11 protein-coding genes and 1 pseudogene are annotated in these 12,987 nt (G+C 72.2%); 8 read left to right on the top strand and 4 right to left on the bottom strand.

What is annotated here, in order from left to right; all coding sequences use genetic code 11:
• The 5 genes from AB0J39_RS32930 to AB0J39_RS32950 form a co-directional block, all read left to right on the top strand.
• Positions 1 to 494, top strand: a 494-nt coding sequence (locus tag AB0J39_RS32930) for an FAD-binding oxidoreductase (RefSeq protein WP_363471913.1), incomplete at its 5' end; no start/stop codon positions are given.
• A gap of 28 nt (positions 495 to 522) precedes the next feature.
• Positions 523 to 1,893: a cytochrome P450 gene (locus AB0J39_RS32935; protein ID WP_363471915.1), complete on the top strand. Its 1,371-nt coding sequence runs from the start codon at positions 523 to 525 to the stop codon at positions 1,891 to 1,893.
• A gap of 27 nt (positions 1,894 to 1,920) precedes the next feature.
• Complete coding sequence (locus AB0J39_RS32940; protein WP_363471917.1) at positions 1,921 to 2,865, top strand: diacylglycerol kinase family protein; 945 nt, start codon at positions 1,921 to 1,923, stop codon at positions 2,863 to 2,865.
• Between the two features lie 4 nt (positions 2,866 to 2,869).
• Positions 2,870 to 3,424 carry a flavin reductase family protein gene (locus tag AB0J39_RS32945; protein ID WP_363471919.1) on the top strand — a complete coding sequence of 185 codons (555 nt, stop codon included), beginning with the start codon at positions 2,870 to 2,872 and terminating at the stop codon, positions 3,422 to 3,424.
• The gene (locus AB0J39_RS32950; protein WP_363471921.1) at positions 3,421 to 4,974 is read left to right on the top strand and encodes an MmgE/PrpD family protein; all 1,554 of its coding nucleotides are present in this window, start codon (positions 3,421 to 3,423) and stop codon (positions 4,972 to 4,974) included. The genes AB0J39_RS32945 and AB0J39_RS32950 overlap by 4 nt, the downstream gene beginning before the upstream one ends.
• 50 nt (positions 4,975 to 5,024) lie before the next feature.
• Here the strand turns inward: AB0J39_RS32950 and AB0J39_RS32955 are convergent, their stop codons facing one another.
• From AB0J39_RS32955 to AB0J39_RS32965, 3 genes are read right to left on the bottom strand one after another with little or no spacing between them, the layout of a single operon-like run.
• Positions 5,025 to 5,942: an alpha/beta hydrolase fold domain-containing protein gene (locus AB0J39_RS32955; RefSeq protein ID WP_363471931.1), complete on the bottom strand. Its 918-nt coding sequence runs from the start codon at positions 5,940 to 5,942 to the stop codon at positions 5,025 to 5,027.
• Positions 5,943 to 5,947: 5 nt separating this feature from the next.
• Positions 5,948 to 6,811 (bottom strand): SDR family oxidoreductase, encoded by an 864-nt coding sequence (locus AB0J39_RS32960; protein WP_363471923.1) that lies wholly within the window; start codon positions 6,809 to 6,811, stop codon positions 5,948 to 5,950.
• Positions 6,808 to 8,355: an NAD(P)/FAD-dependent oxidoreductase gene (locus AB0J39_RS32965; RefSeq protein WP_363471925.1), complete on the bottom strand. Its 1,548-nt coding sequence runs from the start codon at positions 8,353 to 8,355 to the stop codon at positions 6,808 to 6,810. The genes AB0J39_RS32960 and AB0J39_RS32965 overlap by 4 nt, the downstream gene beginning before the upstream one ends.
• A 203-nt stretch (positions 8,356 to 8,558) precedes the next feature.
• On the opposite strand from AB0J39_RS32965, the gene AB0J39_RS32970 reads away from it, so the two are divergent.
• From AB0J39_RS32970 to AB0J39_RS32980, 3 genes are all read left to right on the top strand, one after another.
• Entirely contained in the window at positions 8,559 to 10,112 is a 1,554-nt protein-coding gene (locus AB0J39_RS32970) for an NAD(P)/FAD-dependent oxidoreductase (RefSeq protein ID WP_363471926.1), read from the top strand.
• A gap of 93 nt (positions 10,113 to 10,205) precedes the next feature.
• Positions 10,206 to 10,919, top strand: a complete 714-nt coding sequence (locus tag AB0J39_RS32975; RefSeq protein WP_363471928.1) for an SGNH/GDSL hydrolase family protein — start codon at positions 10,206 to 10,208, stop codon at positions 10,917 to 10,919.
• 214 nt (positions 10,920 to 11,133) lie between these two features.
• Positions 11,134 to 12,588 (top strand): MFS transporter, encoded by a 1,455-nt coding sequence (locus AB0J39_RS32980; protein ID WP_363471929.1) that lies wholly within the window; start codon positions 11,134 to 11,136, stop codon positions 12,586 to 12,588.
• Positions 12,589 to 12,652: 64 nt separating this feature from the next.
• On the opposite strand, the pseudogene AB0J39_RS32985 reads toward AB0J39_RS32980, so the two are convergent.
• A pseudogene (locus AB0J39_RS32985) lies at positions 12,653 to 12,987 on the bottom strand (TetR/AcrR family transcriptional regulator); the annotation flags it as partial.

A 12,987-nucleotide genomic window follows, 5' to 3' on the forward strand; every position in this document is an offset into this window, starting at 1 on the left:
AGCCGCTGATCGGGCACGGCGAGCTGGCGCCGTACTTCCGGCTCACCTCCGACGGGCGGCTCGTGGTGGGCGGAGGGGCGATCCGGCGCGGGCCGTACGGTTCGTCCGCGCCGTTCCCCGGGAAGCTCCGCGCGGCGGTACGGGAACTGTCCCCGCTCCTGGCCGAGGTGGAGCTCGAGTCGGTGTGGGCGGGACCGATCGGCGTGACGCGCGACGGCCTGCCGGTCGTCGGCCGCCATCCGCACGAACCGGAGCTGTACTACGCGGGCGGGTGCAACGGGCACGGGCTCGCGGCCTCGGTCTACCACGGCGCCCGGCTCGCGTCCTGGATCGCGCACGGCGACGAGCACGGCGACGAGCACGGCGACGAGCACGCCGCGCGTCGCCTGCCCTGGATCCGGGCGAAGGGCCCGTGGGTGCCCCGGGGACGTCTCGTGGACCGCGCCCTGGACCGCTATCTGTCGCATCTCACCGCCGTGTCCGACGTGTCGTGACGTCGCGTCCCCTCAGAGAGGAACACCGATGGACAGCCTGGGCAGCGACAACGCGACCGCCAACGAGCGGTTGATGTCGTCGGCGTCGATCGGCCGCGTGTCGGTCGACGCCTCGACGGAGGGGATGCCGCCGGGTCCGTCTCACCCGGTGTTGTGGCAGACCATCCGCTTCCGGCACGGCCGTCAGCACTACCTGCCGGAGATGCACGACCGGTTCGGGGACATCGTCACGCTGCGGGTCGTGCCCGGCGGCCCGTTCGTCATCCTGCGCGATCCCGACCACATCCGGGAGGTCTTCCGGGGCGCGCCCGAGGTCTTCCACGCGGGCGAGGGCAACTCCCTCCTGGTGCCGATCGTCGGCCGCCACTCGGTGCTGACGCTGGACGCGCCGGAGCACAAGCCGGCCCGCAAGCGGATGATGCCGCCCTTCCACCACGAGCGGATCGCCACGATGGCCGAGGCGATGCGCGAGATGGCGGCGGAGGAGGCGCGGAGCTGGCCGGTGGACCGGCCCTTCAGGTTCCTGGAGCGGGCCTACGCGCTCACCCTCAAGATCATGGTGCGGCTCGTGTTCGGCGTGGACGACCTGCGGCGCGCCGACGAGCTCGGCCGCGCGCTGCGCCGCGTGTCCGACATCCGCCTGTCCGACATCCTGGTCTGGATCCGGCCCGAGCTGGGCAAGGTGTGGCCGTGGCGCGACTACGTACGCAGTCTCGACCACACCGACGAGCTGATCCACGCCGAGATCGCCAGGCGGCGCCGGGATCCGTCGCGCGGCAGCCGTTCCGACGCCCTGTCCATGCTGCTTGAGGACGAGCCCGACGACGTGGTCGTACGCGACGAGGTGATGACGCTCCTGGTCGCCGGGCACGAGACGACGGCGGTCGCCCTCGCCTGGCTGTTCGAACGCCTGGTGCGTCACCCACGGGTGCTGGCGCGGGTGCGCGACGGACTGGACGAGCCGAAGGACCCCTACCGCACCGCCGTCTTCAAGGAGGCGCTGCGGGTCCGGCCCGTGATCCACAACGTCGCGCGGCGCCTCACCGAGCCCATCGAACTGGCCGGCTACCGGCTGCCCGCCGGAGTCTCCGTGCTGCCGTCCGTCGGCGCCGTGCACATCGATCCCCGGCTGTGGGGTCCCGACGCGCGGCGCTTCCGCCCGGAGAGGTGGCTGGAGGGCAGCCCGCCGCAGAACGCCTGGATCCCCTTCGGCGGCGGCGTACGCCGCTGCCTCGGCGCGACGTTCGCCCAGGTGGAAGTGGAGAACGTGATGGCCGCGCTGCTGCGCGCGGTGGACCTGGAGACAGTCGACCCCGGTGACGAGGGCAGCGCGATGCGCCACATCACCATGATCCCCAAGCAGGGCGCGCGTCTTCGCGTCGTGCGCAGACGCGACTGACGCCGGAGCGTCGCGAAAGGTGTGAACATGAATCAGCAGGTGCGCGTCGCCGCGGTCGTCAACCCGGCGGCCGGCGGCGACGGCGAAGCCGCCGTCAACGCCATGAGGGAGGTGGGCACCGCCGACGTGGAGGTCTTCGCGACCACGGCGGCGGGCGACGCGGCCGGCATCGCCTACAAGCTGGCCGCCGCCGCCACTCCTCCGGACATCCTCGTCGCCGTCGGCGGCGACGGCACGGTCTCGGAGGTGGCCGCCGGCCTCTGCCAGGCCCGCGAGACGGGCGTCGCCGCGCTTCCCCCACTCCTGATCGCGCCGGCCGGAACCGGTAACTCCAGCTACCGGGGTCTGTGGAACGACCAGCCGTGGGAGAGCGTGGCCGGGTCGGCGCTGCGGGGAGAGGCCGTCAGCCGGACGATCGACCTGGCCAGGATCGAGCAGAACGACCACCTGGTGCTGCTGGGCTCGGGCAGCGGTCTGTTCGCCGAGACCCTGCTCGCGGCCAGGAGGATGGCGGGGAGGGGGCGGGAGTTGCTCATGGCGGCCGCCCTGGCCGCCATGGAGGGCTACGTGCCGTACCCGGGCCGGGTGACCGTCGACGGCGAGGTCGTCTACGAGGGGGACGTCATCGAGACGATCGTGGCCGGCTTCCGCTACCGGGGGGGCCTGCTGCACCTGGTCCCGGAGTCGATCGTGGACGACGGGAAGCTCGACATCACCGTCGTCACCGCCGCCGTGGACATGGACGAGTTCGGGCAGGCCGCGCTGTACGGCCGTGTCTACGACGTGCCGGGGGTGCGGTGGGGGCGCGGCGAACGGATCACCGTCGCGCGCCTGGACGGACAGCCCTTGCTGTACGAGCACGACGGGGAGCTCATGCCGCGGACCACCCCGTCCTACGACGTCCACGTCGTCCCGGCCGCACTGACCGTCCTCACCGCGGCCGACGCGCCGTCGTGGTTCAGTGAGAGGTGATCGCGTGGTCAGTGCGAGTTCCGTGCGGGGAAGCGCTCCGTCCCTGGGCGCCGAGCCGTTCCGCGACTACTGCCGCAAGCTGGCCGCCGGCGTCGCCGTGGTCACCTCGTGCGGCCCGTCCGGCTGGTCGGGGACGACCGTGAGCACCGTTACCAGCGTGTCGATGGACCCTCCTCTCCTGATGTGCTGCGTGCGCCCCTGCTCCCAGACCCTGGCCGCGATCCGCGCCGCCGGGTGCTTCGCGGTCCATCTGCTCACCGACGACCAGGCCGGCCTGGCCGACCGGTTCAGCCGGTCGCCCGGCGAGGGCTCGCGTTTCGCCGGGATCGAGGGCCAGGTGCAGCTCGTCGACGGAAGCCCGGTGATCGCCGGCGCGCTCGCGGTCGGGTGGTGCGACCTGTACTCCCTGGACGAGATCGGCGACCACGTCGTGGTGTACGGGCGGCTCACGAACACGCGGGTCGGGCAGGGCCGTCCGCTGGTCTGGCATGAGCGCTCCTACCGGCACATCGAGGCCATGTCGCCCGACGGCGTGAACGGGAGGGGAGGCGGGTCATGACGACCACCCGGCCCGCCGGCGTCACCTCCGCGGAGCCTGCCGAGCCGCCCGCGAGCCTAACGGCGCGGCTCGCCGCCTGGGCGCACGCGGTGACGTACGGGGACATCCCCGCGGCCACGCTCGCGGCGGCCCGCAGCCAGCTCATCTCCAACCTGGCGGCCGTGCGCGCGTCGCTGCGCCATCCCGCCGGACGGGCGATCGTCGCGGCCTTCGGGCCGCCGCTGCAGGCCGACCCCGCCCGGTCGGCCTGCGTGCTGGCCGCCCTGGCCTCGGCGCTCGACTTCGACGAGGTCGCCTACGCGGGGCACGTCTCGACGGGAGGCGTGAACGTCGCGATCGCGCACGCCGGACCGGAGCGGCTGGACGGGCGGGCGCTGCTGGCCACGATCGTCACCGCCAACGAGTGCGCCGCGAGGATCACCGCGGCGACGATCCTCAGCCCGTTCTTCCGGGGCCAGACCAACACCCACTGCCACCTGGCCGGCGCGGCCGCCGCCCGCCTCCGCGCCCGCGACGCCGCTCCCGGCGAATGGGTCGCGGGGCTGGGGCTGGCGCTGGGAACCCTGCCCGTCCCCCTCCACCACGCGGTCGTGACCAGCGACGTCAAGGCGCTGTCGGCGGCGACGGCCGTCCGCATGGCGCTCGACGGGTGCGACGGCGCGGCGCACGGCCTGACCGGGCCGGCCACGATCCTCGAACACCCGGAGGGCCTGCTGACGGCGCTGTCGGCCGTCCCGCTGCCGGAGATCGTGACCACCGGGCTCGGCCGCCGGTGGCACACCGACACCCTGACCTACAAGCGCTTCCCCGGCAGCGCCTACCTGCACGCCGCGTTCGACTGCGCCGAGCGGCTGCACGAGTGGCTGCAGGGGCGGCTCGGCGCCGTCGACGCCTCCCGGGTCCGCCGGGTGGTCGTCCACGGGTCGCTGCTGACCTGGCAGATGGAGCAGAAGGTGGCCCGGGACCTCGACGGCCCCCGCACGAACGTCGCGGCCGCGACCCTGTCGGTCGGGTACGGCGTGGCCACACTGCTGTTGACCGGGGCGTTCGGGCCCGCGGACCTCACTCCCCCGGCCCTGGCCGACCCCGAGCGCTGGGCCCTGGCGGAGAAGGTCGTGGTCGAGCACGACATGGACCTGTCGATCCGGATGGCGCAGGCCACCTCGCCGCTGGGCGAGTCGCTGCGCCGGGCCGGGGACCGGGCGCTGGACTGGCCGGAGTTCGTGCGGTGGACCGGCGACGCCGCGCCGGGCCTGCTGGCCGCGCTGGGCGGCCCGGAGGAGACGTTCGAGCAGGCCACCATGGCGATCGGCGCCAGGGTCACCGTCGAACTGGCCGACGGCGCGGCCGCCACGGAGAGCCGCGACGCCTTCACCGGTTCGGCCGGCCCCGCGACGCGCCGTGACCACGGCGCCATCGTGGGCCGCAAGTTCCTGTCCACCGGCGGACCGCCGGACGTGCTGGCCGAGCTGGAACGCCTGGACGCCCTCGGACCCGACCAGGTCGTCGCGGTCCTGACCCGCGCGGTGGAGGCTCCGCCGGAGCTCTGACGGCCTGGCGCCCTGACGGCCTGGAGCTCCGGCGGCAGGAGCCCGGTTCGTCAGGGCTCCGAGCCGTGTCCGGGCCCGGCGCCCTGCCGGAGCCCGGACCAGACGCCGGTCAGGAAACGGCCGATGTCGTGCACCGACTCGGCGGCCGCCCTGACCAGGCCCGCCTGCGCCTGGGCGGCGTGCCACAGCCTGGCGTGCTCGACGTAGCGCACCTCGACCCCCGCCGCGCGCAGCGCGGAGGCGAGCGTACGGCACTGCGAATAGAGCAGTTCCCGCGTGTTGGTGTGCAGGTAGGTCGGTGGAAGCCCGGCAAGCGCTCCCAGCGCGGGCGCGTAGCGGTGGTCGGCGGGGTCGCCGTCGCCGAGATAGGCGGCCGCGCAGGCGAAGGCCCACGTGCGGCTGACCACGAGATCCCGGCGCCGGTCCGCCTGGACGCCGGGGTTCGCCCAGGGGGAGACGAGGGCCAGCGCGGCCGGCCGCGCCGTTCCCCGGGCGGCCAGCACCTGGGCGGCGGCGAGGGCGAGGCCGCCGCCCGCGGAGTCGCCCGCCAGGGCGACCGAGTTCGCGACACGGGCCAGCGCGTCGAAGGCCGCGACCGTGTCGTCCAGCGCGGCCGGGCACGGATGCTCGGGCGCGAGGCGGTAGTCCAGGAGGTAGACGGGACGGCGGATCTCCCGGGCGAGGTGGGCGGCCAGCGACCTGTGCGTGGCGGGCGACCCCGTGGTGAAACCTCCGCCGTGGAGGTAGAGAACGGCCTCGGACGAGGGGGCGGCGCCGACGACGACCCGCTCGGCCGGACGGCCCCCCAGCCACGCTCTGGAGACCGTCGTGTTCGCCGGGAGGGGTTGCAGGCGCGCCACGGCGTTCAGCAGAGCGCGTTGGACCGGCCACGGCACCCGGTGGTGGAAGGTCAGGCGGTAGTAGGGCGCCAGCAGCGCGGACGCGAGCGGCAGCGGAAGCGTCGGCATCGCCGTCACAGCGCGCTCCGGGGCGAGGGGGAGAGCCCGAGCAGCCGGGCCATCAGCACGCCGGCCCGCTGTGATCCGGCGGGCGTGACCCGGGCCAGCCAGTCGAGGGCCTTGGCCTCAGCGCCGATGACGACCCGCGCCCTGCGCCTGCGCACGCCGTCGAGGATGACGGCGGCGGCCATCTCGGGGCTGTGCAACGCCAGCCGCCGGTCGAAGACGCCCGCGATCGCGTCCCCGTCCAGGCCGTCGGCGACCGCCAGGCGCCGGGTGATCCCCGTCCTGATGCCGCCGGGGTGGACGCAGGTCACGTGCACCGGGTGCCGGGCGGCCAGCATCTCCTGGCGCAGCGCCTCGGTGAACCCGCGGACGGCGAACTTGGAGGCGTTGTAGGCGCTCTGGCCGGGAAAGGTGATGAGCCCGAACAGGCTGGAGACGGTGACGAGATGCCCGTCTCCGGACGCCACCAGGTGGGGCAGGAAGGCGGTGGTGGCGTACACGGCGCCCCAGAAATTGACCTTGAAGATGTGCTCGACGTCCTCCAGGCGCGCCCGTTCGACCTCGCCGTAGTAGGCGATGCCGGCGTTGTTGTACAGCTGGTTCACCCTCCCGAACCGGGTGATGACGTCACCGGCGTAGGAGACGACCGCGTCCCGGTCGGTGACGTCCAGGTGGTCGGCCTTGACGTCGGCGCCCCCGGCCTTGCACCGGTCGGCGGTCTCGGCCAGGCCGGCGGCGTCGATGTCGGAGATCGCCAGAGCGGCGCCGGACCCGGCGAGGCGCAGGGCGAGCGCCCGCCCGATCCCCGAGCCCGCGCCCGTGACGACGGCGACCTTTCCCGTGAAACGGGTCGTTCCGGTTCTCCTGGTCATGGGGTCTCCGCGTGGGAAGTGTGATAGGCGTCGAGGTCGAACGTGCGGGTGACCTGCCGGAACTCGTAGGAGAAGCCCGGCCACATCGTGGTGTTGGCGCCGTGTTTGTCCATGTACCAGCTGGCGCAGCGCCCGGTGTTCCACACGCTGCGCGCCAGCTTGTCCTGCAGCGTCCGCGAGAACCGGTCCTGGGCGTCCGCGCGCACCTCCACCGATCGGATGCGCCGCCGCCGCATGGTCTCGACGGCCTCGACCAGATAGTTCACCTGGCACTCGATCATGAAGATCATCGAGTTGTGGCCGAGGCCGGTGTTGGGGCCCACGAGGATGAACAGGTTCGGGAAGCCCGCGACGGCGGTGCCCTTGTAACACTTGCGGCCGACGTCGTCGAACACCTCGCCGAGGCTCCTGCCGTGCCTGCCGAAGATCTTGCGGTAGGTGGGGGAGTCGGTCACCTGGAACCCGGTGGCCAGGATGATGGCGTCGGTGTCGTGGAGGCCGCCGTCCGCGGTGGCGATGGAGTCGGCGCCCACCTTGTCGATCCGCGCCGTCACCAGGCGCACGTGCTCACGGTTGAAGGCGGGGTAGTAGGAGTTGGACAGCAGGATGCGTTTGCAGCCCAGGCGGTAGTCGGGCGTCAGCTGCCGGCGTACCTCCGGGTCGCGCACCTCGTACCGCAGCTTGGCCCTGCTCAGGCGCTCCACGGGCTTGAGCAGCATCGGCCGCCTCGCCAGGCCGACGACCTGGGCCTCGTGCGCCCAGTACAGGACCGAGCGGACGAGCCGCCGGTAGAACGGCAGATGGCGGAAGGCCAGCCGTTCCGGCTTGGTGTAGCGGCGTTCCAGGCGCGGCAGTATCCAGGGGGCGGTGCGCTGGTAGACGCGCAGCTCGGCGACCTGGTCCGCGATGGCGGGGACGATCTGGACGGCGGAGGCGCCGGTGCCGATGACCGCGACCCTCTTGCCGGTCAGGTCCGCCTCGTGGCTCCAGCGGGCCGAGTGGAAGATTGGCCCGCCGAACGTGTCGAGCCCGGGGATGTCGGGCAGCGCCGGCTCGCAGAGCGCGCCCCACGCGCCCACCAGGACGGCGGCGGTGAACCGTCCCTTGGAGGTGCGCAGCTCCCACCGCCCGGCCGCGTCGTTCCAGCGGGCGTCGGTGACCTCGCACCCGAACACGTGCCTGCGGCGGATGTCGTACCGGTGCGCCACCCGGCGGATGTAGTCCTGGATCTCCGTCTGCTCCGAGAACGACCTCGTCCAGTCCGGATTGAGGGCGAAGGAGTACGAGTACAGGTGGGACGGCACGTCGCACGCCGCCCCGGGATAGGTGTTGTCACGCCAGGTGCCGCCGACGTCGTCGCCGCGTTCCAGGATCAGGAAGTCGTCCCACCCCCTGAGGCGGAAGCGGACCGCGGCGGCGACGCCGGCCAGTCCTCCGCCGATCACGATGATGTGCGCGTGCCGCTCCGGCGGTTCGGCCGGATCCGGGTCCCCGGTGTCCGCGGCCACGACGTCGAGCGGCGTCTTCGAGTCTGTAGAGTCCACGCGCGATCCGATCTCTCGTCATCGCCGTCTGCGCGATTCGCCCGGCGATTGTCCCAACCCGGCCTGACGTGCCTCTGAAACCCGGCCCCGCCGACGGACAGCGGTGTTTCAGGGGGCTTGTGGACCATGGGTGCCGCAACGGCCGCGATGTCCGGTGCCCCGGACCTTCGCCGTCGACGACCGGGCAGGTGAGGAGAGGTCCCATGGGATTCACGCCAGCGGAGACGGAATCGGCCGAGACACCGGACGTCCTGATAGTCGGGGCCGGAATGGCCGGGCTGGGCATGGCGATCGAACTGCTCCGAGCCGGCATGTCCGACTTCGTCGTGCTGGAGAAGGCCGACGGCGTCGGCGGGACGTGGCGCGAGAACACCTATCCGGGCTGCGCGTGCGACGTGGCGAGCGTCATGTACTCCTACTCCTTCGCCCCCAGCCGCAAATGGTCCAGGATGTACGCGCGACAGCCGGAGATCCTCGACTACATCGCGAGCGTCGCCAAGGACCACGACCTGGAGTCCTTCATCAGGTTCGGCACCGAGGCGGTGTCGTACGAGTTCGACGAGGCCGACGACCGGTGGCGGGTCCGCACCCGGTCGGGCCAGGAGTACCGGCCGCGGGTCGTCGTGCTGGCGCACGGGGCGCTGCACCTGCCGAACGTCCCGGACTTCCCGGGCATGGCCCGCTTCAAGGGCCCGGTCTTCCACTCGGCCATGTGGGACGACTCCGTGCAACTGGCGGGCAAGCGGGTCGCGGTGATCGGCACCGGGGCGAGCGCCGTGCAGTTCATCCCGGAGATCGCGGGAGTCGCGGCGCACGTCGACGTCTACCAGCGCAACGCGCACTGGATGCTGCCCAAGGCCGACCGGCCGTTCAAGACCTGGGAGCACCGGCTCTTCCGTACGCTGCCGTTCACGCAGTGGCTCTACCGGAACGTCGCGTACTGGACGCACGAACTCCCCGTCCTGGCCTTCCTCAACCCGCGGTTCGTCAAGATCCTGGAGCTGGCGTCGCGGCGCATGCTGGACAAGCAGGTTCCCGATCCGGAACTGCGCGCCAAGCTCACCCCCCGGTACAAGATCGGGTGCAAGCGCATCCTGTTGTCGAACGACTACTACCCCGCGCTGCTGCGCCCGGACGTGGACCTGGTCACCGACGGCATCGCCGAGTTCACCAAGACCGGCATCAGGACGGCGTCCGGTGAGGTCCGGGAGGCGGACGTGGTGATCCTCGGCACCGGGTTCCGCACCCACAACCGGTGCGCCGACATCCCGATCAAAGGCCGGGACGGGCTGTCGATCCAGGAGGCCTGGCGCGACGGCATGACCGCCTACCTGGGCATGACCGTCGCCGGGATGCCGAACATGTTCATGATCATGGGGCCCAACTCCGGCGGCGGAGCGCAGTCGATCCTGTTCGTCATCGAGTCGCAGCTCCACTACATCGTCGAGTGCCTCCGCATGATGAAGGCGCGCCGGGCCACCCGATTGGAGGTGCGCGCGGAGGTCCAGCGCCGGTTCAACGCCTGGCTGCACGGCAAGCTCAACCGGTCGGTCTGGAACACCGGCGGCTGCCACAGCTGGTTCCTCGACCACACCGGACAGAACCGGCATTCGTGGCCGGGGACCGGCACGTCCTACTGGAAGGCCACCCGGCGCCCCGACCCGAGGGCGTTCATCCTGTCCGGCCGGGCCGGGCGGGCCGCGCAGGGCGCCCCGCGGGTGAACCCGCGGGCCGGGTCCTCCGCCGGCGGTCAGTGAGGCGTACGCCTCGGGCCGGCGCGCGGTACGTCCCGGGGGCCCGAGGCGTGGCGGCTCCTTGCTGATGAATACGGTCGATCGTATTCTTTTTCAATGGATACCACCGCGCACATCGGTCTGACCGAAGAGACGGACCCCTACTGCGTCACGGCGGAGGACGCCGTCAGGATGCTGTCCGGAGCCCCCTGGCGCCGATACGCCGTGATCGGGGACAGCCTGTCGGCCGGCACCGGAGATCCCAGTCCGGGCTATCTCGACCAGGGGTGGTCCGACCGGCTCGCCGGCATCCTGCGGCGCGTCCGGCCGGACCTGGAGTACCTGAACACGGCGGAGGTCGGGGCGACCACCGGCGAGACGCTCGACAAGCAGGCCGGACGGATGCTCGAGTTCGCTCCCGACCTCCTGCACGTGCCGTGCGGCGCCAACGACATCATCCGCCGGCAGCCGGACTTCGGCGAGATCGAGGCGACGCTGCGGCGCATGTACGACCTGGCGGCGGGGACCGGCGCGCGGCTGACCACGTTCACCCTGGGCCGGGCCTTCGTCGTGCCGGTCTTCCCCGACTGGCGCGACCGGGTCACCACGCTGAACGACATGGTCCGCCGCCTGGCCGCCGAGTACGGCGCCGTCGTCATCGACATGTGGGGCCACCCGGTCAACGACCGCGACACGCTGCTGAGCGCCGACCGCATCCACTTCTCCACGTCCGGGCAGGCGGTGATGGCGGCGGAGATGGTCAAGGCGCTGGCCGGCGTCCTCGGCCGCGACCGGGCCGGGTCCGGCGAAGGCGCTCCCCGGCACGCCTGACCGGCCGGGCCCGACCGGCCACACCTCCCGGTCCCGGCTCCGCGCACGGGCCGGCGGCTCCCGCCGCCGGCCCGTCGCCATGAGAGCGTTGAAGAAGAAATACGTACGGGCGTATGCTCTTCCTGTTCTCTTCGTGTCCCGTCGTGCCGAGGGCCGGCGGGGAGTCCCACGTACGGCAGGCGCAGTGCGAGAGGCGCAGGAACAGGGAGGTCATGTGACCAGGGACCGGCAACAGGTGATCGCCCCCGCGGCGCCGACGGAGGAGGCGGCGATCCCCTGGGGAGCGATGTCGCTCGTCATGGTCGGCATGTTCATGGCGATCCTCGACTCGTTCATCGTCGTGGTGGCGGCCCCGTCGATCGCGGCCGATCTGGGCGCCTCCGTCGGCGACCTGCAATGGATTCTGGCCGCATACCAGCTCAGCTACGCGACCCTGATGATCACGGGTGGTCGCGTGGCGGACCTGTTCGGCCGCAAGCGGATCTACGTCCTGGGCATGGCGATATTCACGCTGTCGTCCATCGCGTGCGCCATGGCGCCGAGCCCGGGAACGCTCATCGCCGCGCGAGTCGTCCAGGGCGTGGGCGCGGCCCTGATGGTCCCCCAGGTGTTCGCCGTCGTCACGGTGCTGGTCCCCGAGAAGGGAAGGCACCGGGTCTTCGGCGTCCTGGGCGTCGTGATCGGCATGGCCACGATCAGCGGCCAGCTCGTCGGCGGCCTGCTGATCGGAGCCGACATCTTCGGCTCCGACTGGCGGGCGGTGTTCTGGGTCAACGTGCCGATCGGCGTCGTCACGCTCCTGCTCGCCCTGGCGTACGTCCCGGAGTCGCGCTCTCCCGCGGCCCGCAAGCTCGACATCCCCGGCATGCTGGCGCTCAGCGTCGCGCTGCTGCTGGCTGTCTTCCCGCTGATCCAGGGGCGGGAGGAAGGCTGGCCGTGGTGGATCTGGGCGTGTTTCGCCGCGAGCCTGATCGCGTTCGGGGTCTTCGTCGTGATCGAACGCGCCGTGGCCGGCCGCGGCGGCGATCCGCTGATGACGCTGTCGCTGTTCGCCCAGCGCTCGTTCTCGCTGGGCATCGTGCTGGTCCTGGCCGTGTACGCGCTGCTCAGCTCGTACTACCTGTCGCTGTCGGTCGCCATGCAGCAGGGCCTCGGCATGTCGGCGCTGGGCGCGGGGCTGGTGTACACGCCCGCCGCGACCGTCTTCTTCATCTTCAGCATGGTGGCGGGCCGGCTCGTGCCGAAGTACGGCCGGCGCGTGCTCGAGGTCGGCGCGATCATCCTGGCCCTCGGATACCTGACGACGACGGTCGTGCTGCTGTTCGGCCCGCGGCTCACTCCGGCGCTGGTGATTCCCACTCTCATGCTGCAGAGCGTCGGCGGCGGCCTGCTCATCACGCCGCTGCTGAACACCGTGCTGAGCCGGATCAAGCCGGAGTCGGTGGGGATGGCCTCCGGGTCGCTGTCCACGGCTCAGCAGGTCGGCGGCGCGCTCGGCGTCGCCGTGATCGGCGCGGTGTTCTTCAACTCCTTCCACCCCCAGGCGGACGGGCCGGTGGAGGCCGCGGGGCACGCCTTCGCGATGGCGTCGCTGGGCACGTTCGTGGTCGCCGCGGTGACCGCCGTCCTCATCTTCCTGTTGCCCAAGCGGGCCGGGGCGGGCCGCTGAGGCGATGACCGGCCCTCCTCGGGTGACCGGGCCCCGGATGACCGGCCCTCCTCAGGAGGGCCGGTCAGAGGCCCAGCATCCCGTTCACGGCACGGTAGACCTTGTCCACCACGTCCGCGTCTCCCATGCGCAGGGCGGTGTTGGCGGCGCACAGCAGGGCGTCGATCTGGAAGGCGGCGAGCTGGGTGTCCAGACCGGAGACCTCGCCCTCGGCGACGGCGTGCCCCAGCTCGCCCGCGATGGTCGCGACCCACTCCTGCTGGTCGCGGAACAGCGCGTCGCGGATCGGGCCCGGCCTGCTGTCGAAGTCCGCCAGGTTCGCGGCCCGGAAACAGCCGCCGGCGAACAGCGGAGCCGTGGCGTACTCGGTCCAGCGGTCGAGCAGCGCGCGCAGCCGGG

The organism is Microbispora sp. NPDC049633, from assembly GCF_040675265.1.
Classification (GTDB): Bacteria; Actinomycetota; Actinomycetes; order Streptosporangiales; family Streptosporangiaceae; genus Microbispora; species Microbispora maris.

Excerpts from the sequence above, each read along its gene's own strand:
- AB0J39_RS32960 (WP_363471923.1), bottom strand. The coding sequence starts at position 6,811 with ATGACCAGGAGAACCGGAACGACCCGTTTCACGGGAAAGGTCGCCGTC.
- AB0J39_RS32955 (WP_363471931.1), bottom strand. The coding sequence starts at position 5,942 with ATGCCGACGCTTCCGCTGCCGCTCGCGTCCGCGCTGCTGGCGCCCTAC.
- AB0J39_RS32975 (WP_363471928.1), top strand. The coding sequence starts at position 10,206 with ATGGATACCACCGCGCACATCGGTCTGACCGAAGAGACGGACCCCTAC.
- AB0J39_RS32950 (WP_363471921.1), top strand. The coding sequence starts at position 3,421 with ATGACGACCACCCGGCCCGCCGGCGTCACCTCCGCGGAGCCTGCCGAG.
- AB0J39_RS32940 (WP_363471917.1), top strand. The coding sequence starts at position 1,921 with ATGAATCAGCAGGTGCGCGTCGCCGCGGTCGTCAACCCGGCGGCCGGC.
- AB0J39_RS32970 (WP_363471926.1), top strand. The coding sequence starts at position 8,559 with ATGGGATTCACGCCAGCGGAGACGGAATCGGCCGAGACACCGGACGTC.
- AB0J39_RS32935 (WP_363471915.1), top strand. The coding sequence starts at position 523 with ATGGACAGCCTGGGCAGCGACAACGCGACCGCCAACGAGCGGTTGATG.